Below are 22,078 nucleotides of genomic sequence, written 5' to 3'. Positions count from 1 at the left end.
TTGCGACGCAGCAAGTTTCACTGAAAACGATTGTTACAAGGCACTACTGCGCCGAGTTTTAACGACGCATCAGCCTGGTTTTAATAATCCAGCCTCATCCAGTCGATGCCTTTGAAAAAGTCGGTAAGTTCCTGTTTTGTTAGTGAAGCAGTTGGTTCGTGCATCGTGAGCTTTTACTGCTGAGGTCGCGAAAGTGCAATTAACGAGCACGAGCAAATCAGTTCACAGAATCGGTGAGTGTGGTGGATGAGTTCAAGCTTAGTGATATTCGACACAGTTTTAGGTCGATTGATTCGCCTATTAATATAGCGTCGCAGTAATTCAGTACTGGTATTAACCGAACTCTTCCTTATTTAGGGGCTTCTGGTTCTTAGCCTTACTGTTGAACTGGCCTGGATTCTTTAAACCGGATCTACCGTCATTCCAATCCCGTCTTTGGAGGCGCGTGCATGGGTGCGCGCTGGTCTCTGCTCGGCAATCAGGGGGAATTCAAATGAATCGTGCATTTGCGCTGGTCTGGAACGCAGCCATTGGTAATTGGGTGGTGACGCATGAGTTGGTGCGTCGGCGTCGCAAGCCTGGCTCTACCCGTCGTCATTTGCCGGCCCTGGTGGTCCTTGCGTTGTGGGCCGCCGCACCAATGCTGGCCTGGGGCGCATGCACGCCGGCCATCCCCGCGGCGGGCGCTACAGTCACCTGCTCGGGTACGCCGGTCACCAGTAACAGCTTTTCCAGTAGCGCCAATAACCTGACCGTGAATGTCGCCTCCGGCAGCCAGATGACCGCAGGCTTGTTGGGCGGCACCGCCATCGCTCTGAGCGGTACCAATTCCACACTCAACAACGCCGGCACCATCGACCCTTCCGTGCTTGGGCTGCTCTCGGTACTGAGCAGCGGCGTGACCATGGGCAATGCCAGCTCCACTGCAGTCACCGTCAACAACTTTGCCAGCGGCACGCTCTACGGCACTGGCGGCCTGCTCGGCGCCAATCTGCTCAATCTCGACGGCATGGCGCTGGGGCTGACGTCGGCCAGCAACGGGACGGTGCAGATCAACAACGCCGGCGTGATCGATAGTCGCCCGTTGCTAGGGCTGTCGATTTTGGGGCCTGACACGCCGGTGATCGCAGTGACCGGTGGAGGCACCGTCAACGCGGTCAATACCGGCACCATCAACGGACGGGCGGGCTTTCAAAGTTCGGCCACCGGCAATACGTTCGTCAACTCGGGCACCATCAACGGCAGTGTTTCGATGGGGGCGGGCAGCACCAACAGCTTCACTGCAGTCACCGGTGGCAGCGTCAACAGCGGCGGGGGGCTTGCACTGGAATTGCTTGGCCCCGGCGGTCTGCTGAGTTTCGCACAAACCGGTGTGGTGGATGGAGGCCTGGGCGGAAACAACACGCTGATCCTGCAAAATTCTGCAGTCGGAACCGGCAGCGGTAGCGCCGGCACCGGGACGTTGAGCACTGCGCAATACATCAATTTCGGCAATTTGCGCGTCAATAGCGGCACCTGGTCGGTGGGCGGCGCGAGCAACTTCGCCAACAGCGCGCTCAATGGCGGCGTGCTGCAGTTCGCCAATGCTGCGCAGTTGGGCAGCACCATCACCGCCAACGGCGGCACGCTCGAAGCCACGGCTGCAGGCCTGACCCTTGCACCGACCAATGGCATTGCGCTTGGCGCGGGCGGCCTGACCGTACAGGGCACCAATAACCTGACCGTCGGCAGCCCAATCACCGGCACCGGCGCGTTGACCAAGACCGGCACCGGCGGACTGGCGCTGACCGGTACCAGCACGTTCAGCGGTGGCGTCAACCTCGTCAATGGCGCGTTGACGGTGGGTGCCAACAGCGCCTTGGGCACCGGCACGGTCACCGCATCCGGCGGCAGCGTATTGGCAGGTGCCGCGGTGAACCTGGCCAATGCGTTTTCGCTGAGCAACACGGTTGGTATTGGAGGCGCAAACGCGCTGCGACTCGGAGGGGCGGTCAGTGGCACCGGGACGCTCAACAAGGTTGGCGCCGGCACGCTGACCTTGGGTGGCAGCAATACATACAGCGGTGGCACCACCTTGGGTGCCGGCAGCGTGCTGCTGGAGACATCCGGTGCGCTCGGCACTGGCACGGTCACGGCGGCAGGCGGTTTGCTGGATAACACTGCGCCGCTGACCCTGACCAACAACGTTGCGCTCACCAATACGCTGGGCCTGGGTGCCAGCGGCAACGCATTGACCTTGAGCGGCACGCTGGCCGGCGTTGGCGGTGTCAATAAAATCGGCACCGGGACGCTTTCGCTCAGCGGCACCAATACCTACAGCGGCGGCACCACGCTCGCAGCGGGCACGCTGCAGCTGGGTACCGCGTCCGCGCTCGGCACGGGCGCATTGAATGTCACCGGCGCATCCAGCCTGAGTACCACTGCGCCATTGACCGTGACCAATGGCATCAGCCTCGCTGCGCCGTTGAACTGGACCGGCACACAAGCGCTGACGCTCAGCGGTGCCATCAACGGTGCAGGCAGTTTGATCAAGAGCGGCACCGGCGATCTCACGCTGACCAACGCCAACACCTACACCGGCGGCACCACGCTCAGCACCGGGCGGCTGGTGGTCGGTTCGAATGCGGCCCTGGGCACGGGCACGCTCGTCGCCAGCGGTGGTGAGCTCGATACCACGGCCGCGTCCACGCTGGGCAACGCGATTGCGCTGACTGGAACCTTGGGCGTCGGCAGTAGCGGCAACGGGTTGAGTCTCACCGGCACCATCAGTGGCGCCGGCGCATTGGACAAACTTGGCGGCGGGACGCTGACGCTGGCTGGCCTGAATACCTACACCGGCGGCACCAGCCTCAACGCGGGCACCTTGCAGGTGACCAGCGGCACCGCACTGGGCACCGGTGCGTTGAATGTCACAGGTTCTGCGACCTTGCAAAACACCGCCGCTGCCGCGCTGAGCAACGCAGTGACGCTGGGCACCGGTGCGCTGACCGTCAATGGTGCGCAAGCGTTGACCTTGGGCGGCGCCATCAGCGGTGCCGGTAGCCTGGTCAAGGCCGGCGGCGATCTCACGCTTAGCGGCAACAACACGTATACCGGTGGCACCGCGCTCAACACCGGCAAGCTCACGGTGGGCAGCAATACCGCGCTGGGTAGCGGGACCCTGACCGCAGCGGCTGGCACGACATTGGACAGCGCGGCAGTGAGCACGCTTGCCAATGCAATTGCACTGGCAGGGCAGCTCACTGTGGGTGGCAGCAACGCGCTCACGCTGACCGGAGGCATCAGTGGCGCCGGCAGCCTGGACAAACTCGGCCCTGCCAGCCTGACCCTCAGCGGCAACAACACCTATCTCGGCGGCACTCGTCTGACGGCAGGCAGCCTGATTCTGGGCAGCGATGGCGCACTCGGGGCGGGCGGCCTGAACGTGAGTGGCGGCCTGCTCGATAGCACCACTGCACGGGTGGTGGCCAACAACGTGGTGCTGGATGCGGATCTGCAACTGGGCGGCAGCCAGGACCTGACCCTCACCGGTGGCATCAGCGGCATCGGTGGCCTGATCAAAGACGGCGCTGCAGCGCTGACGCTGACCGGCGCGAACACCTTCGCTGGCGGCGTGGATCTCAACGCGGGTCGCTTGTCGATCGGCAGCGGCGCGGTACTGGGCAGCGGTGTGTTGACCGCGGCCGGCGGCACGCAACTGCAGGCCACCGCGGCAACCACGCTTGGCAACGACGTGGTGCTGAATGGTGCGTTGTCGTTGACCGGCAACAACACCCTGGGCTTGACCGGCACCGTGAGCGGCACCGGCAGCCTGGTCAAGCAAGGCACCGGAGCGCTCACGCTCAACGGAAACAACAGTTACGCCGGCGGCACCGTGTTGAACGACGGCGCCCTGGCCGTGGGCAGCAATACCGCGCTCGGTAGCGGGGCACTCACTGCCGCCAACGGCACGGCGCTCACCGCAGCGGCTGCGGTGACCTTGCAGAACGCGCTCACCACCAACGGTGCGCTGACGATCGATGGACAAAACCTCACGCTCGACGGCGCGATCGATGGCGCCGGCAGCGTGATCAAGTCAGGCGCGCAAACGCTGACCCTCAACGGCAACAACACCTGGAGCGGTGGGCTGCAATTGCAGAGCGGGTCGTTACTGGTTGGCAGCAATACGGCGTTGGGCGCGGGCACCTTGACCGCCGCAGGCGGTACCACACTGGAGGCAAGCACCGCCGTGGCGCTGGGCAATGCAGTCGCCTTGAATGGCACGTTGACCCTGCCTGGCACGCAGGATATTGCGCTCAACGGCGTGCTCAGTGGCATCGGTGGTATCGATAAGCAGGGCAACGCCACCTTGACGTTGAGCAACGCCAATACCTTCACCGGCGGCGTTGCGCTGGACGCAGGCAGGCTGGTGCTTGGGAACAATGCGGCGCTTGGCGCGGGTGACGTGCTGGTCAACGGCCCTGCCGAACTGGATGCCGTTGCCGCGTTGACGGTAGGCAACAACGTCGTGTTGAACGATCAACTGACGCTGGTCGGCAGCAACGATCTGGCCTTGAACGGCAGCCTCAGCGGCACCGGCAGCCTGATCAAGAACGGCGCCACCACACTGTCGCTCACTGCCAACAACAGCTACAGCGGCGGCACCAGCCTGACCGCAGGCACCATCGCGGTGGGAGCCGACAATGCGCTCGGTAGCGGCGGCCTGTCGGTGCTCGGCAATTCGGTATTGCGCAATGCCGTCGCCGTGGCGCTGGGCAACGACATCGCGCTGGGCGCCGCGCTCACCGTGGATAACGCCGCAGACATGCTGGCCAGCGGTGCCATCAGCGGAAGCGGAAGCCTGATCAAGACCGGCCTCGGCACGCTGACCTTGAGCGGCAACAACGGCTACACCGGCCCGTTGGCGATCCAGGCGGGTACCGTGGTGGCCAGCACTGCGGCTGCATTGGGCAACGCCAGCACTGTCGATGTCGCGGCAGGCGCGCTGTTGAATCTGGCCAACGGCGGCCTGATCAACGCGCTCAGCGGTGCGGGCGGTGTCGATACCGATGCCGGCGCCACGCTCCAGCTGGGTGGCGGCGATTTCGCCGGCAGCCTGGGCGGTGGCGGCAACCTGGACAAGGCGGGGACCGGCACCGTGCGTTTGCTCGGTACCAGTGCGATCGGTGGCAGCACGCAGGTCAGTGCGGGCACGCTCGATGTGGTCGGCAGTCTCGGCACCAGCGCATTGAACGTCGCATCGGGCGGCACGCTGACCGGCACCGGCGCCGCCGGTAATGTGGGTGCGGCCGTGACCATCAGCGATGGTGGCAGGCTTGCATTGACCAGCGGCTCGTCGTTGAGTGTGGGCGCGTTGACGCTGGCACCCGGCGCGTTTGTCGACGTGGCATTGGCCGCGCCGAGCGCAACCCGCTTGCTGGCCGTCAATGGCGATCTCACCCTGGACGGTACGCTCAACATCACCGATCTCGGCGGCTTCGGCACCGGCGTGTATCGCTTGATCGACTACACCGGTGCGCTCACCAACAACGGCATGCTGATCGGCCTGTTTCCGGGCAGCGTGGACATCAGCCAGCTCGCCCTGCAGACCGCCATCGGTCAGCAACTCAATCTTGTGGTGACCGCGCCGGGTAGCATCGTGCAGTTCTGGGATGGTGTGCAGACCACGGCCAATGGCACTGTCGATGGCGGCGCCGGCACCTGGGGTGCGGCCACCAACTGGACCGGCCAGGACGGTAGCGCCAACAGCGCGTGGCAAGGCGACTTCGCAGTGTTTTCCGGTACGGCGGGCACGGTGGGCGTGCAGGGCACGCAGAACATCGGCGGCTTGCAGTTCGTGACCGATGGATATCAGCTGACCGATGCCGGCGCGGGTGCACTGGCGGTGACCGACCCGTTGACCGCCATCCGCGTCGACCCGGGTGCCACGGCGAGCATCGATGTGGCCATCACCGGCACCGGCGGCGTGCAGAAGCTCGACACCGGCACGCTGGTGCTGAGTGGTCCCAACACCTACACCGGTGGCACCGCGCTCGGCGGTGGCAACCTGGTGTTGGGCAATGCACAAGCGCTGGGCACCGGCACGCTGACCGCCGCAGCGGGTACCACGCTCGATACTAACCAAGCGTTGGCGATCGGCAACGCGGTGGTGCTCGATGGTGCATTGACCGTGCCCGGCAGCAACAACCTGGCACTGACCGGCGCCATCAGCGGTGCCGGCAGCTTGATCAAGAACGGCACCTCCACGCTCACGCTGGGTGGCAGCAACAGCTATCTCGGCGGCAGCGTGTTGAATGCCGGCACGCTGGCGGTGGGCAGCAACGCCGCGCTCGGCACCGGCAGCCTGTCGGTGCTGGGCGATGCGACGTTGAGCAATGCCATCGCCCTGGCCCTGGGCAACAACGTCAACCTGGGCGCCAACCTGACCATCGCCAGTGCGGATGATCTGGCGTTGACCGGCGTGCTCAGTGGCGCGGGCGCGCTGACCAAGACAGGTCTGGGTACCTTGACCTTGTCTGGCAGCAACCTGTTCAGTGGCCCGGTGTCGGTACAGGGCGGCGTGCTTGCCACCACCGCCACCGGCACGTTGGGGACGACCGCCAGCGTGGATGTTGCGGCCGGGGCAGGGCTCTCGCTCGGCAGCAATACCGCGTTGAGCAGCGTGACCGGCCTGGGCAATGTCGCGATCCAGGGTGGCAGCACCTTGCAACTGGGCGTTGGCAATGTCAGCAGCACCTTGGCAGGTGGGCTGAACGATGCCGGCAATCTTGAAAAAATCGGCACCGGCACCGTGCAACTCACCGGCAGCAGCGCGATCGGCGGCACCACGCAGGTCACGGCGGGCACGCTGGATGTGGATGGCACGCTGGGCAGTGCCGGTGGCGTCACCGTGGGCACCGGCGGCACGTTGAGCGGCAGCGGCGTGGTCAACGCCGCGGTCACGGTGAATGACGGTGGCCGCCTGGTGGTGACCAGCGGTGCGCTGCTGACCACCGGCAGCCTGAGCATCGCGTCCAATGCCACGCTGGATGCGTTCCTGGGAATTCCCAGCCAGACCGGGGTACTTGCGGTCAACGGCGACCTCACGCTGGATGGCACGCTCAACATCACCGACATCGGCGGCTTCGGCACCGGCGTGTATCGCCTGATCGATTACACTGGCACCTTGACCAACAATGGCATGGGTTTCGGCACACTGCCGGGCACGGTCGACCCCACCCAGCTCACGCTGCAGACCTCGCTGGCGCAGCAGGTCAATGTGGTGTTGTCGGCTTCTGGCAGCAACGTGCAGTTCTGGGATGGCGCGCAGACCGTCGCCAACGGCAGTGCCGATGGCGGCACCGGCGTGTGGACCGCCGGCGCCACCAATTGGACGTCGGTCGATGGGCTGACCAACAGCGATTGGCAGAACAGCTTTGCGGTCTTCGCAGGCGCCGCGGGCAACGTGGGCGTGCAGGGCACCCAGGGCATCACCGGCATGCAATTCATCACCGATGGCTATGTGCTGAGCGATGCAGGCGGTGGCGCATTGAGCGCCAATGCAGCGACCACCATCATCCGTGTCGACCCCGGCGTGACCGGCACCATCGATGTCGCGATCGGCGGCACCGGCACCCTGCAGAAGCTCGACACCGGCACGCTGGTCCTGTCTGGTGCCAACACCTACACCGGCGGCACCGCGCTCGGCGGCGGCAGCCTGGTGTTGGGCAATGCGCAAGCGCTGGGCGCCGGCACGCTGACTGCCGCAGCGGGCACCACGCTCGATACCAACCAAGCATTGGCGCTCGGCAACGCGGTGGTGCTCGATGGCGCGCTAACACTGCCGGGCAGCAACGATCTGGCATTGACCGGTGCGATCAGCGGTGCAGGCAGCTTGATCAAGAACGGCACGTCCACGCTCACGCTCAGCGGCAACAACAGCTATGCCGGCGGCACGGTGCTCAGCGATGGCAGCCTGGCGGTGGCCAGCAACAGCGCCCTGGGGAGCGGCATCTTGTCGGTCACCGGCGATTCGGTGCTGGGCAACGCGGTTGCCGCGGCATTGGGCAACGCGGTCACGCTGGGCGCGGCGCTTACCGTCGACAACCCGGCCGACCTCACGCTTGCCGGCAACATCAGCGGTAGCGGGACCCTGATCAAGACCAACACCGGCGTGCTGACGCTCGACGGCAGCAATACTTACAGTGGTGGCACCACGATCGCTGCCGGCACGCTGGTGGGAGATAGCGCAAGCCTGCAAGGCGCCATCGTCGATAACGCAACCTTGGCGTTCAACCAGGTGGCCGATGGCGTGTTTACCGGTTCGATCACCGGCACTGGCACTATGATCAAGCAGGGTGCCGGCGCACTGCTGCTCAACGGCGCCAATGGCTACACCGGTGGCACCACCATTGCGGCCGGCACCCTGGTTGGCGACACCGCCAGCTTGCAGGGCGATATCACCAACAATGCAGCGTTGGTGTTCAACCAGGCCGCCGGCGGCGTGTATGCCGGCGCGGTCAGCGGTAGTGGCTCGCTGGAAAAGACCGGCAGCGGCGTGCTGCAATTGCTTGGCGCCAATACGTATACCGGCGGCACCGTCATCAGCGCCGGCAGCCTGGTCGGCAACACCACTAGCTTGCAGGGCGATGTGGTCGACAACGCGACGTTGATTTTCGATCAGGCCAGCGACGGCGCGTTCGCCGGCGTGGTCAGCGGTACCGGTAGCGTGATCAAGCAAGGTGCCGGCGCGTTGACCTTGGTGGCGCCCAACACCTATAGCGGCGGCACCACCATCGCCAGTGGCAGCCTGATCGGCACGACCGACAGCCTGCAGGGCAACATTGTCGACAACGCAGTGCTGGTGTTCGACCAGGCAACCGATGGGACCTACGCCGGCAACGTCACTGGCAGCGGCGTGCTGGTCAAGAACGGAACCGGTGCGCTCACCCTGGATGGCGTCAACGGTTACCTGGGCGGTACGACCGTCAACGCGGGCACATTGATCGGCGATACCAGCAGCCTGCAAGGCAATATCGCCAACAACAGCGCATTGGTGTTCCAACAGGCGGGCAATGGCACCTATGCGGGAACGCTGTCTGGCGCGGGCAGCTTGCTCAAGGACGGCGCGGGCACGCTGCTGATCACCGCAAACAGCGGTGGTTTTACTGGTCCGACCACCATCGCGGCAGGCACCTTGAGCGTAGGCAACCCCGCCAACCCGGGCGCCGCGCTGGGTGGGCCGGTCACGGTGGGCCCGGGCGGCACGCTCACCGGCAGCGGCAGTGTCGGTAGCCTGGTGTCGTCGGGCACGGTCGCCATCGGTGGTGCCGGTGGCACCATCAGCGTCGGTGGCAACGCCACGTTTGCACCAGGCTCCACGTTGCAGGTGACCCCCGGCGACGGCGGTGTGGTGACGCCGGTGACGGTCGGTGGCGCAGCCACCGTGGCCACCGGCACCACCCTGGCGTTGGTGCGTGCGACCGACCTGCCGCTGTTTACGGAGATTCCGGTGATCAGCGCCAGCGGCGGTCTTACCGGGCAGTTCACCAACGTCGTCTCCGACTACGCGTTTATCGATCCGAATGTGAGCACCACCGCCACGGCGCTGTCGGTGACGTTCGGGCGCAATACGGTGGGCATGGTGGACGCGGTCACCACGCCGAACCAACAGTCCGCTGCGGCGGCTGTGGACGGCTTGCCGAACACCAGCCCGATCTATCAGGCCGTCGTGCGTTTGCCCGACGACCCGGAAGCGGTGCGCACTGCATTTGCCTCGCTATCGGGCGAAAGCCATGCCAGCACCGCAACCGCGTTGCTGGACAGCCGCTTCCTCAACAGCGGCATCGGTAACCATCTGCGTGGCGACAGCCAGGACACGCTGGTCGGCGACACCACGGTGTGGATCACCGGGCGCAGCCTGCCCAACCGCGTCGATGGCGATGCCAATGCGGTGTCGGTACGCCGCGAGGACAACGGCGTGATGGCCGGTGCGGAACGTCGCTTCGGCGAACGCAGCGTGGTGGGCATTGCGGTCGGCAACCAGGATATCGAGAGCTGGTCGCGCGAATGGGGCGACCGTGCCGATGTGGATGGCACGCATGCCGGCGTGTATGGCCGGGCCGACTGGTCTGCGTTCTCGCTGCAAGGTGCGGTGGATTACGCCAGCTATAGCGTCGACAGCACGCGCCGGGTGATGTTGCCCGGCGTGCTCCAAGAGCGCCTGGATGGCAGCTACGACGCCACCGCGGTGACGGTGTCGGTGGAAGCGGCCTGGAATCTGCGTACCGAGGGCGCGGTGTACAGCCCGTTCATCGCGGCCGATTACACCCGCCTGAAGACCGATGGTTTCACCGAGCGCGGCGGCATCTCCGCCCTGTCGGTGGACAGCGCCAGCGACACCTTCAGTACCGCCACGCTGGGTATGCGTGGTCATTGGGACCTCGGCCAGAAAGCGGCGTTGTATGCGTCGGCAGGTTGGCGGCATGCCTTCGGCGACCGTTCCGTGCAGCGCTCGGCCGGCTTCGTCGGCACCGGGTCGGAGTTCTCGGTGCAAAGCGTCACCCTGGCCAAGAACGCGGCCATCGGCGAGCTGGGCGTGAGCCTGATCACCTCGCCACGCAGCCGGCTGGCACTGTCGCTGCAAGGACTCAACGGCGACGGGCAGACGGCGTACGGTGGTCAGGTGACCTGGGGAGTAAGCTTCTGAGCCTTGTCTTGCGGCGTGCTTGACACTGGAATGAGAAAAACGCCCCGGATACCGGGGCGTTTTTTTTGCCTACATTCCTGTGCCTGTTGCGCGCATCGCAAGATGCGCACCTGAGCATTCGTATGCGTGCGGCGATCAGGTTTAATGCATGACATCGAGAGTGGAAAAAGCGCTGCATAGGTGCCGCTTCAGGCGCATCCGGGAGCACGCATACCGTCGCAACGGCAGCATGCCAGCCGATGGCACGTGCATGGGCATGCACCACAGCACGCTCGCGCACCGGTCACATCGCGCGCATCACAGCCCGATGCGTTCGGCCAGGCGCACCAGTTCGGCCAACGAGCCAGCCTGCATCTTGCGCATGGCTTGGCCACGCCGCACCTTCACGGTGATCTCGCTCAGATGCAGGCGCGCGGCAATCTGCTTGTTCAACAGACCTTGCACCACCAATCGCGTGACATCCTGCTCGCCGCCACTCAGCGACTCCCAACGTGCACGCAACTGCGCGGCGACCGCCTCGCTCTGGCGGCGCGCACGGTCGCGGCGGATGCCGTCCTGAATCGCATCCAGCAGGGCCTGATCGCGGAACGGTTTGGTCAGGAATTCGATTGCGCCGTTCTTCATCGCCTCCACGCTCATCGCGATATCGCCATGGCCGGTAATGAAGATGGTGGGCAGGGCAAAGCCGGAGTCGACCATGCGCCGATGGAACTCCATCCCGCTCTGGCCCGGCATACGGATGTCGAGCACCAGGCAGGCGGGTGCCTCGTGCAACCGATGCGCGAGGAATTGATCGGTGGTGCCGAACGCGTAAACCTGCAGGCCGACCGAGGCGAACAGATCCTCCAGTGCGGCGCGCATCGAGGCATCGTCGTCGATGAGATACACCACCGGAGCCAGCTCGCTCATTGCCTGCGCTCCGTCGCGACCAGGGGCAGACGCAAGCCGAAGCGCGCGCCGCGTACACCGGCCGGCTCGGCCCAGATCTGCCCGCCGTTGGCTTCCATGATGGTGCGGCTGATGCTCAAGCCAATGCCCATGCCATCGTCCTTGGTGCTCCAGAATGCCTCGAACACATGCGCCAGTGCGTCGTCGGACAACCCCGGGCCGGTATCGTCGATGCACAGGCATGCCCATGCACCATCGATGTGCGAGCGTACGTGGATGCTGCGCGCCTCGTCCGGCCAGGTGGCCAGTGCCTCCACTGCGTTGAGCAACAGATTGCCGATGACCTGCTGGATCTGTACGCCATCGGCCAGCACCGCGGGCAGGGCAGGGTCCAGCTCCAGCGACAGCGCGATGCCATGACGTTCGGTTTCGCCGCGGGTGAGGGCAATCATGTCGAGCACGGTGCGGTTCAGATCCAGCGGCTGGCGTTGGCTCGCTTCGCCACGCGCCAGCGCACGCATGCGCGCGATGATGGCGCTGGCGCGGCCGGCGTCGGCGAGCATGCGCTCCAGTGCGGCATCGGCCTTGGCCAGGTTGGGTGGTTGCTGCGCCAACCAGCGCTGGCAGGCATTGCCACTGGTCACGATGGCGGCCAGCGGTTGATTGACTTCGTGCGCGATCGACGCGGCCAGCCCGCTCATGCTGCCGCTGCGGGTGAGCCGCAACAGCCGGGCCTGTGCGGCATGTGCGCTGGCCTTGGCCGCTTCCATCTGCACCGCCAGATACGTGGTGACCGCCACCACCACCGCGCTGATGCAGGAGTTGATCACGCCCACGCGGTAGCTGCCGGCCGGGGTGAGATGGAAGCTGAGCACGATCAGCGCCAGGCAGATGGCCGCCAACAGCACCACACCCGTGCGCGTCAGCAGGCGCACCGACAGCAGCACCACCAGCGTATAGAACAAGGCTGCCGCCACCGCGTAGTCGGTGAAGGTATCGGCCACAAAAATCGCTGCCATGCCCGCCACCAGCCCGACCATGCCAAGCAGGTCGGTACGCGTGGGTGGCGAGCGGAATAGAGAAGTCATGCGCATGGCGGCGATTGTCTCAGCTGTCGGCGCCGCCGTTACATAACCGGCGCTGGATGCAGCGCGTGATTCATGGAACCGCGGGCTTTTGCGTCTGGGCCGCTGGCGACCACCACGGCCCGCCACCGAGGGCCTGATACAGCGCCACGGTGTCGGTGTAACGCGCGGCTTGTGCCTGGACCGTGGCGGCCTGCGTGCCTTGGTAGGCCTGCTGCGCCTGCAGCAGATCTGCCATGCCCACCGCACCGACCGCCTGTTGACGTTGCACCAGCGCCAGCGTGCGCTCCGCCAGCGCCTGCGCATCGGCACAGGCGCGCAGGTTCTGCGCGTCGCTCTGCAGCGCGGTGAGCGCATTGGAAACCTCGCCAAATGCGTTCAATACCACGCTGCGGTACTGCGCCATGGCCTGCGCGTAGCCAGCTTCGGCCGCCCGTTGCTGATGCGCAAGCGCGCCGCCATGGAACAGCGGTTGCAGCAGGCTGCCGGCCACCGACCATTGCGTATTGCCGGCCGCGAACATGCGTCCGACACTGGATGCAGAGCCGCCGCCGGCCGCACTTAAGGTAATCGATGGCAAGCGCGCAGCCGCCGCCACGCCGATCAATGCGCTGGCAGCATGCGCCTGCGCTTCGGCGGCGCGGATGTCCGGGCGGCGATCGACCAGCCGCGAGGGCAGCGATAACGGCAATTGCGCCGGTAGCTGCAGCGTGTCCAGCGTAAATGCCGCACCCGCAGCGTCGCCAGGCAATTGCCCGCCCAGAATCGCGAGCAGGGTCCGTTGTTGTTCCAGTTGCTTTTCCAGCGCCGGCACCGCGGCCTGCGCCTGTGCCAGCGCAGTGCGTTGGGCCAGCACCTGCGCTGTAACGAGCGCGCCAAGCGCCTGCTGGCGTTCGGTGAGCGTGCAGAGCTGCTCGGCGATGGCGACCTGCGCGCGCGCAGCAGCCAGTTGCGCGCGCACGGCCGCCTCGCCAATGGCCGCATTCACCACGTTGGCGGTGAGGCTCAGGTACGCCGCATCGCGCTGATCGCGCTGCGCCTGTGCCTGCGCACCGGCCGCTTCCACTTGCCGCCGCGTGCCGCCAAACAGGTCCAGCGTATAGCTGACGCTGAGTTGGGCGGTGCGTAGCGCATACGGTGTGTCGATGCCGGCATCCGGCGCCGGCACCACCGAGTCGCGTTGCCGGCTGGCATCCACATGCAGATCCGCTTGCGGTAGCCAGACACCGCGTTGTGCGGCCAGCGTCTGTTGTGCCTGGCGGAGCGCCGCGTCGGCGGCCTGCAGATCCGGATTGGCACGCAATGCACGCTCCACCACAGCATTCAGTTGCGGCGATCCGAATGCGCGCCACCAGGCGGCCGGCGGTTCCTGCCCGGGCTCGAACTCTTGCGCACCACCATGTGCCACGTCGGCGGCTGCGGTCGTTGCCGGTAACGCGTTGGCGGTGTAGCGATCGGCAGCAGGCGCAGCGGGGCGCTGAAAGTCCGGTCCCACTGCGCAGGCGGCGAGCGATACCGCCACGGCACCGGCGAGCAATGCGTTGCGAACGTCTGTCATGGTGTCGTCTCCTGGCGGCCCTGGCGCGTTGCGACGAAGGCTTCCATCAGGTAGTACAGCGATGGCAACAACACCAGGGTGAGTATCGTGGCGGTGACCAAGCCGCCAACCACCACCGTGGCCAAGGGGCGCTGCACATCGCTGCCCAGGCCAGTGGCGAGCATCGCCGGTGCCAGGCCGAGCGCTGCCACCGTCGCGGTCATCAGGACTGGACGCATGCGGCTCAGCGCGCCGGCCACCACCGCCTCGCGCAAGGACATGCCCACGTCTTGGCGCAGCCGGTTGATCTGCGCGAGCATCAGCACCGCGTTCAGGACCGCGACCCCGAACAGGGCGATGAAACCTACCGCGCTGGAGACATTGAGCGTCATCCCGCGCAGGTGCAGTGCAGCCAATCCGCCGATCATGGCCAGCGGCACGGCGGCAAGCACCAATGTCGGCTGGCGCAGGTTGCCGAACGCGCCGAACAGCAACACGAACATGATGCACAAGGTGGTCGGCAGCACCACCAGCAAGCGCGCCTGGGCGCGTTGCAGGTTCTCGAACTGGCCGCCCCACACCAGTTGCATGTGCTGCGGGTCCAGGTGCACGTGCCGCGCGAGCGTGGCCTGCGCATCGCTCAGGAAACTGGACAGATCGCGGCCGCGCACGTTGAGCCGCACGATGATGTTGCGCCGGCCCATCTCGCGCACGATCACGCTCTGGCCGCTGGTGGTCGTGATGCTGGCCACCGCCGAGAGCGGTATCTCGGCACCGGCGGCGGTACGCAAACGCAACGCACCAATGGCCTGCGGATCGTTGCGATACCGTTGCGGAAAGCGCACGGTAAGGTCGTAACTCTTCTCGCCGATATACATCTGCCCGATCGGGCTGCCGCCGATGCCGGTGGAAATCAGATCCGACACATCGGCCGCATTGATGCCATAGCGCGCTGCCGCCTCGCGGTCGAAACGCACCTGCAGGTTGGGCAGGGGCGGTTCGACATCCACGGCGATGTCCGCAGCTCCGGGCACCTTGTGCAAGGCTGAGGCCACCTGATCGGCAACGCCGCGAACCTGCTGCAGATCGTCGCCGAACACCTTCACGGTCAGATCGCTGTGCGCGCCGGAGAGCTTGTCCTGCACGCCGTCGATCATCGGTTGCATCATGCTCACCGTGTAACCGGGCATCCGTGCATAACGTGCGCCGAGCGCAGCGATCAATGCCTGCTTGTCCATGCCGGCCGGCCATTCCCTGTAGGGACACAGGCCCACGCTCGCTTCGATATGCGAAGGCGTCCAGTAGTCGGTGCCGTCGTCGTTGCGCCCGGTCTGGGTGACCACGTAAGACACCTCGGGAAATTCCAGCGTGGCCTTGCGCAGGGCATTGGCCATGGTGGCGGCCTTGTCCAGGGTGATGCCCGGCGGCATCTGCACCTGCAGCCACAGCGATCCTTCATCGATGTAGGGCAAGAAGTCGCGGCCGATGCTGCCCCCCAACACCGCCAGCACGCACAGCGCCAGCGCAGCGCAAGCCAGCAGCCAACCGCGTCGGCCCACGCTGCGTTCCAGCACTGCGCGATAGCGCTGCCCCAGTGTTGCCAGTACGCGGTTGTGCAGCATCTTGCGCGGCGTGCGGAACGCCAGCCACGCCAGGCCAGGAATCAGTGTCAGCGCCACCAGCAGCGCACCGATCAAGGCCACGCCCACCGCGTAGGCCATTGGCGAAAACAGCTTGTATTCGATGCGCTCGAATGCCAGCAGCGGCAGGTACGCACACCCGATCACTGCCATGCCGAAGAAGATCGGCCGCGCCACCTGCAGGGTGGCGTCGATGGCATCGCGTGCCGTCAATGCACGCTGGCTGTTTTCTTCGCGCAGGCGCAAGACGTTTTCCACCAGCACCACCGCGCCATCGACCAGGATGCCGAAGTCGATCGCGCCCAACGACAGCAGATTGGCGGGAATCTTGAGGTGGTGCATGAAGATGAAGGCGATCAACAACGACAGCGGGATGGTCAACGACACGATCGCCGCCGCGCGCGGGCTACCCAGGAAGATCAACAGCACCACGCACACCAGCAACATGCCTTCGGTCAGCGTGGCGCTCACCGTGTGCAGCGTGGCGTCGATCAACGCGGTGCGATCCAGATACGGCACCACCTTGACGTCCTTGGGCAACGCGCTGCTGTTGAGCTCCTCCACGGCGCTGTGGATGCCTTGCAAGGCCACCGAGGGGTTACTGTCCTTGAGCAGCAACGCGATGCCTTCGATCGTGTCCGGGTTGCTGTCCTTGCCCAGGATGCCGCGTCGCTCGACATTGTCGTAGCGCACCTCGCCCAGGTCCTTGACCAGGACCGGCACGCCATTGCTGCTGCTCACCACCACGTTGCCGATGTCCTGCAACGAATGCAGCAGGCCGATGCCGCGGATCACGTAGCTTTGTTCGCCACGGTCCATCACGCTGCCGCCGCCATCGGCGTTGTTGCTGGTGATGGCGCTCTTGACCTGCTGCAGCGACACCCCGTACCGGGTCAAGCGGTCCGGCTCCAGCGCCAGCGAAAACTGCGTGGTGAGGCCGCCGAAGTTGGTCACATCGGCCACGCCTGGCACCTTCTGCAGGCGCGGAATCACCGTCCAGAATTGCAGGTCGGACAGCTCGCGCAGGCTGCGTGTTTTCGATTCCAGCGTGTAGCGATAAATCTCGCCGGTGGGTGAGGTATACGGGTCGAGCCCGGGAATCGCGCCATAGGGCAGGGTGACCGCCTGTATGCGTTCCAGCACGCGCTGCCGCGCGAAGTAACCTTCGGTCCCATCGTCGAAGACCAGCGTGATCAACGAAAGAGCGAACAGGCTGCGCGAGCGCAACACATGCAGGCCGGGCGTGCCCATCAACGCACGTTCCAGCGGCACGGTGATCTGCTGTTCCACTTCTTCCGCGCCCAGGCCCGGGACCTGCGTGACCACCTGCGAGGTGACATCGGCGATGTCCGGGTAAGCCTCCACCGGCAGCTGCGTCCAGCTCCATGTGCCGTATAACGCAATGAGTACGAAGACCAGCCAGACGATGCCGCGACGCTGGAAGCAGGTGGTGATGATCGACTCAATCATTGAGCAAGGCTCCGTCCTTGATCACCACACGCTCGCCGGCCTTCAAGCCGGACAGAATCTCGGTATACCCATCCATTGCGCGGCCGGTGGCCACGATGCGCGAGCGATAAACGAACGGCGCGGTTTCGATGAACACCCGCGTGTACAGTCCCATCTGCAAGAGCGCGCTGTCGGGCACCAGCAGGGCCTGTTGGGGACGCGATTGGAACTGGGCGCGCGCAAACATGCCCGGCTTGAGCAGGCCATCGCGGTTCTCTAAGGCCACCCTGACTTTCAATGTGCGGGTGGCGGGGTCGAGCAAATCATCCAGGTGTTGCACGTGGCCGGCGAAGCGTTGGCCTGGATAGGCATCCAGGCTGGCAGTCACCGGCTGCCCCTCGAAGACCTGGCCAATCTCGCGTTCCGGCACGCTGGCGGTGAGCCACACCTGCGAGAGATCGGCCACCGTCATCAGTGACGCTGCTGTGTCGTTCCAGAAGCCGCCCAGCGCAGCGCTCAGGTCCACCACGCGGCCGGCAATGGGCGCACGCACGACATAGCGCCGATGCGACCTGGCCTGCGCAGCCACGCCCAGCTGGGCCAGGCGATCGCTGGCGGCCCGTGCATCGTTCTGCGCGCTGTCGAAGGCCTGCTGCGCGGCCTGCAGATCGCGTGCAGCGGAAATGCTATCCGCTGCCAGCGCCTTCTGTCGGGCAAGTTCCAGACGTGCCTGTTCCAGCGTGGCACGCGCCTTGCCGGCATCGCTGTAGGCACTGGCAAGTTCGGCAGAATCCAGCACGCACAGCACATCGCCAACACGCACGGTGTCGCCCAGAGTCTTGGGCAGTGCGACCACGCGCCCGGCCAACGGTGGCACGACCCGCACCAGCCGCTCGGGCAAGACCTCGATCACGGCCGGCATCTGCAGCAGCGGGGCGAGGGGTCGGCTGCGCACCGCCTGCACGCGCAGGCTGGCACGCAAGGGCGAGTGCGCCGGCACCATCACCTGCATGTTGGTGTGGATCAGCAGCGGCGAGGGAGCAGCCGGCGGCGGTGTGGCTCCGCAGCCAGCGAGCAAGCTGCACACACAGGCAGCTGCCAGCGTAGAACGCAGGAAGGGGGACGGCATGCGATGACTCGAACGGGGAGGGGGAAGGCGTTGCACCCGCGGTCGGCGATGCGCGAACGCAGGCCGCGGTTGCATCGGCGAGGGATCTACGCTCGCTGCCGGCAGCGGCGTCCATCGGCATCGCCTGGCACCCATGGCGAATCGCCACAGGTGTGAGGTTGCGCGCCAGCCATCGGGGCTGACGCAGTTGCAACGCGTGCTGCAGCCGCGTCGATGGCGTGCATGGTGCCAGCCGTTCGTGCGCGAAACCAGGGGTTTTCGCGTGTTTTCGCCAGTCCATGGACATCGCATCGATATACCTTCGTATCGTCTGCGCGTGGTCGGCACGCAGCACGCCGTGTCAGCCAAGCGCTTGGCAGTCCGGCGTTCGCATGCGGCCGTCAACGAAAAGGCCCCGGACATGCCGGGGCCTTTCTTTTATCTGTCACCCAGCCGTGTGCGTGACATCGTCACTTGCGTCACTTGCGTCACTTGCGTCACCTGCAGCACCGCCGCATCGGCTGCGCTCAGAACTGCCAGCGCAGACCGACGTTGGCATTGATGCTCTTGGTGTCCGAACGACCGCGCTCGGCACCGACGTTGCCGTAGATGGAGAACGCATCGTTGAGCTGGTAACGCAGGCCGGCCGAGGCGCGCAGCGACTGCTTGGACACCGGCTCGCCAGCGACATTGAAACGCGCTTCCGGCAAGCCGGTGAACCACGCCGAGAAGCCGGAATTCGGGTTGCCCAGCAGCGAGCGATACGCCACCAGACCATCGAAGCCCCATTTGCCGCGTGCCAGATGGCCACGCACACCCACCTCGCCATAGCCTGCGCGCAGGGTGTCGCTGTTCGCGCTCAGGCCCAGACCCGTGACCGAGGCTTCGCTGAAGGCATCCTGGGTCTGGTTCACCACACCGGCGGCCACGAACGGCGACAACCCGGCCTGCGGCATCAGGCCGATTTCCGCGCGTGCCGACCAGTTGGTGTCGTGGCGACGGTCCTGCAAGCGCTCGCCGATGCTGCCGGCCTGCACGTTGCGCTCGGTTTCGACGTTGCTCATGCCGTACGAACCGGTCGCCGACAGATACGCCCGGCCGATCGGCTGATACAGGTAGGCGGTCATCGCATACCGGTCCGAGCGCAGTCGGCTCGAAGACGCCGCGATGTGCGCACGGTCCTGACCGGAGGTCACGGCCGCACCGACGACGGTGCCGGCGTTGCCCATCGGCAGATCCACGCCGAAGGTGGTGGCCTGCTGGGTGTAATCGGCCGAATCGAAACCGCTACGGCCCAGATCGCAGTCCAGGTAGCTGCCCTGCATCCAGGTGGTCAGCGTGGTGGTATCGGCCAGGTAGGGCAGACGGTCGGCAGCCACACGTGCGTCGTTGAGCGCGGACTGGAAGCCCAGCGTACGCTCGATGCCGTGCACCTGGCCGGTCAGGGTCGGCAGCGATGCGGCAACCTGCGCATCGGATGCTGCAATCAGCGAACCGGTGGCGCTGATCAGGCCGCCCAGGTTGTCGGTGTCGCCCGAGGCGACCCGCGTATCCAGCACCTTGACCAGCGCGTCGGCCTGGTTCGCACCATTGACCACCGACTGCGGCGCACCGGCCGCCTGTGCGCTGGCCGCGGAGGCATTGCGGGTCAGGGTCGCGGTGACGGTGGTCGGGTCGTAAGACAGTGCCGCGGTCCAGAAGAAATTGTTGGCGTACTGCACGCGATCGAACGTGCCTTGCAGGACGCCCGCCTTGACGATCTTTTCGGTGCTGCCGACGGTGTAGCCGGCCGCCTCCGGCAGCAACAGCAGATTGCCCTTCAAGCTGGCCTGGCCGGTGACGGCGAGGCCCTTGCCCAGTTCGATGGCCGTGGTGCCGGTCGAGTTGACCAGGCTGTAGTTGCCGTTGATGACACCGCCGCGCGATTCGAAGGTGGCCGAGTTGAGCACTGTCACGTCCGAACGCAGGCTGCCCGACAGTGCCAGCACACCATCGCTGACGCTGGTGCCGCCGGTATAGGTGTTGGTGCCGCTCAGGGCGAGCCTGCCGGCGCCGTTCTTGGTCAGGCCGCCCGCGCCGGAGATGTCGTTGCTGAAGGTGCTGTCGTAACCGGAGGTCACGTTGGCCGCCCAGTTGCTTGCGAACTGGCCCGGGCCCTTGATCGCCTTGGCCGCATTGACCAGCCCCCAGCCGTACAGCGCGTCCACGCCCGGGTCGCCCAGGTCGGTGGCGGTGGTCAGCAGGGTTTGCTGCAGGTTGGAGGCGCTCATCCACGGATACACGCTCAGCACCTGCGCGGCGACGCCGCTGACTGCGGCGGTGGAGAACGAGGTGCCGGCAATCTGGCCCTGCAGTTCGGTGCCGGCCAGGGCCGGGGCGGTGTAGCTGCCCGGTGCGACCAGGCACCACTGCGCAGCGGCGCCGCAATGATTGGAGTAGCTGGTCAGGCCGGCGGCATTGCCGGCGCTATCGATATTGATCGCACCCACGGCCAGCCAGTTGTTGCGCACGCTGGCTTCCTGCACCGGCGTTGCGGCCGGGTAGGAGGCTTCTGTCGCCCCTTCGTTGCCAGTGGAGGCTACGATCAGCGCATCGGCCTGCACCAACGGGGTCAGTGCGTACTTCCAGGCCAGCGCAGCGTTGGCACTGGCGGCGGCATCGGGGTAGGAGGCACCAATGGACAGGTTGGCGATCCGCACGCCGGCCGCGGCCAGGTCCACCGCCGCGCGACGGGTCTGCTGGGTGCCGCAGGAATTTTCGGCGCAGATGCGCGCGTAGAACAGGTCCGCATCCGGCGCGACGCCACCGGCAAAGCCGTCCTGCGCGGAGCCCAGCACGAGCGCAGACACCACCGTGCCATGACCACGCAGGGCATTGGCCGACGATTCGGGCGTGCCCGGGCTGGCGGTGTAATCGTTGAAGCTGTCGACCTTGCCGCTGATCGGCGCGTAGCTCGGCACCAGGTTGTCGTCCAGCACCGCCAGCTTCACGCCCTGGCCCCGCGCACCGGCCTGCTGCGCCAGATCCGCATTGGTCGGCACCAGCAGATTGCTGCCCACGCCCTGATAGCGGGGCGGGGCCGGCGTCGGGGCGGGCGCGGTCTTGGGCAGCGGATCCGCTGCCGGCGGCGGTGTCGTCGGTGTCGTCGGTGTCGGTGCGATCACGGTGGTCTGCGGCGCGTCGCTACGGACGTTGCCGCCACCGCCGCCGCCGCCGCAGGCGGTCAGGACGAGGCAGGAGGCGATGGTGGTTGCAAGTAGCGAGCGATTCATTAGGTTGTCGATTCCAGTTATTGAGTGCGCCGCTACTGCTGGTGATTCAAATTTGGCGCAGAAGGTCCCCGCGCCGGCGATCGCCAGCGAAGGCATTAATTTCACGCGTTATTCATTTCTCGACCGCCGCGCCTTTCGTTCGTACGGAATGCGCTCGCGGAGCATCGGATAGTGCGTTCGGCATAACCGAGTGCTTGCGATTTGTTTAACGGCGCTGTCCACGTTCTCTGAAATGTGAATGGACAGTTGCTATTCAGAGAAAATCCGCACAAATAGGCTTTACTGATTTAATCCATAGCCCAAACGAATTAGGAGCGCATTATCAGGTCAGGTCGCAAATTGTTGTAGGAGCGTACTCAACAATAAAGCATCACAAATCTCGGAGGGCAGCTATCCTAAATGCGACTGCGGT

At 65.6% G+C, this 22,078-nt stretch carries 7 protein-coding genes; 1 reads left to right on the top strand and 6 read right to left on the bottom strand.

Annotated features, from left to right (window positions below):
* Positions 1-493 precede the first annotated feature (493 nt).
* Positions 494-10,687, top strand: coding sequence for an autotransporter-associated beta strand repeat-containing protein (locus tag J7367_RS10710; protein ID WP_057661294.1), 10,194 nt, complete (start codon positions 494-496; stop codon positions 10,685-10,687).
* Between the two features lie 297 nt (positions 10,688-10,984).
* Here the strand turns inward: J7367_RS10710 and J7367_RS10705 are convergent, their stop codons facing one another.
* The 6 genes from J7367_RS10705 to J7367_RS10680 all read right to left on the bottom strand — a co-directional run bounded on the left by J7367_RS10705 (position 10,985) and on the right by J7367_RS10680 (position 21,666).
* The gene (locus tag J7367_RS10705; protein WP_007970314.1) at positions 10,985-11,596 is read right to left on the bottom strand and encodes a response regulator; all 612 of its coding nucleotides are present in this window, start codon (positions 11,594-11,596) and stop codon (positions 10,985-10,987) included.
* Positions 11,593-12,615: a HAMP domain-containing sensor histidine kinase gene (locus tag J7367_RS10700; protein ID WP_050780423.1), complete on the bottom strand. Its 1,023-nt coding sequence runs from the start codon at positions 12,613-12,615 to the stop codon at positions 11,593-11,595. Before J7367_RS10700 ends, J7367_RS10705 begins: the two co-directional genes overlap by 4 nt.
* Positions 12,616-12,733: 118 nt before the next feature.
* A complete protein-coding gene (locus tag J7367_RS10695; RefSeq protein ID WP_057661292.1) occupies positions 12,734-14,218 on the bottom strand; it encodes an efflux transporter outer membrane subunit in 1,485 nt (494 codons plus the stop codon).
* A complete protein-coding gene (locus tag J7367_RS10690) occupies positions 14,215-17,307 on the bottom strand; it encodes a CusA/CzcA family heavy metal efflux RND transporter (RefSeq protein ID WP_057661290.1) in 3,093 nt (1,030 codons plus the stop codon). The genes J7367_RS10695 and J7367_RS10690 overlap by 4 nt, the downstream gene beginning before the upstream one ends.
* On the bottom strand, positions 17,300-18,415 hold the full coding sequence (locus J7367_RS10685; protein ID WP_057661288.1) for an efflux RND transporter periplasmic adaptor subunit: 1,116 nt from the start codon (positions 18,413-18,415) through the stop codon (positions 17,300-17,302). Before J7367_RS10685 ends, J7367_RS10690 begins: the two co-directional genes overlap by 8 nt.
* A 506-nt stretch (positions 18,416-18,921) precedes the next feature.
* Positions 18,922-21,666, bottom strand: a complete 2,745-nt coding sequence (locus tag J7367_RS10680) for a S8 family serine peptidase (protein WP_057661286.1) — start codon at positions 21,664-21,666, stop codon at positions 18,922-18,924.
* Positions 21,667-22,078 lie beyond the last annotated feature (412 nt).

Origin of the sequence: Xanthomonas sp. D-36-1, from assembly GCF_017746155.1 — a bacterium.
In the GTDB taxonomy this organism is placed as follows: domain Bacteria; phylum Pseudomonadota; class Gammaproteobacteria; order Xanthomonadales; family Xanthomonadaceae; genus Xanthomonas; species Xanthomonas cissicola.
The sequence above is the reverse complement of the archived record's forward strand: the minus strand, read 5'-3'. Positions and strand labels throughout refer to the sequence as shown.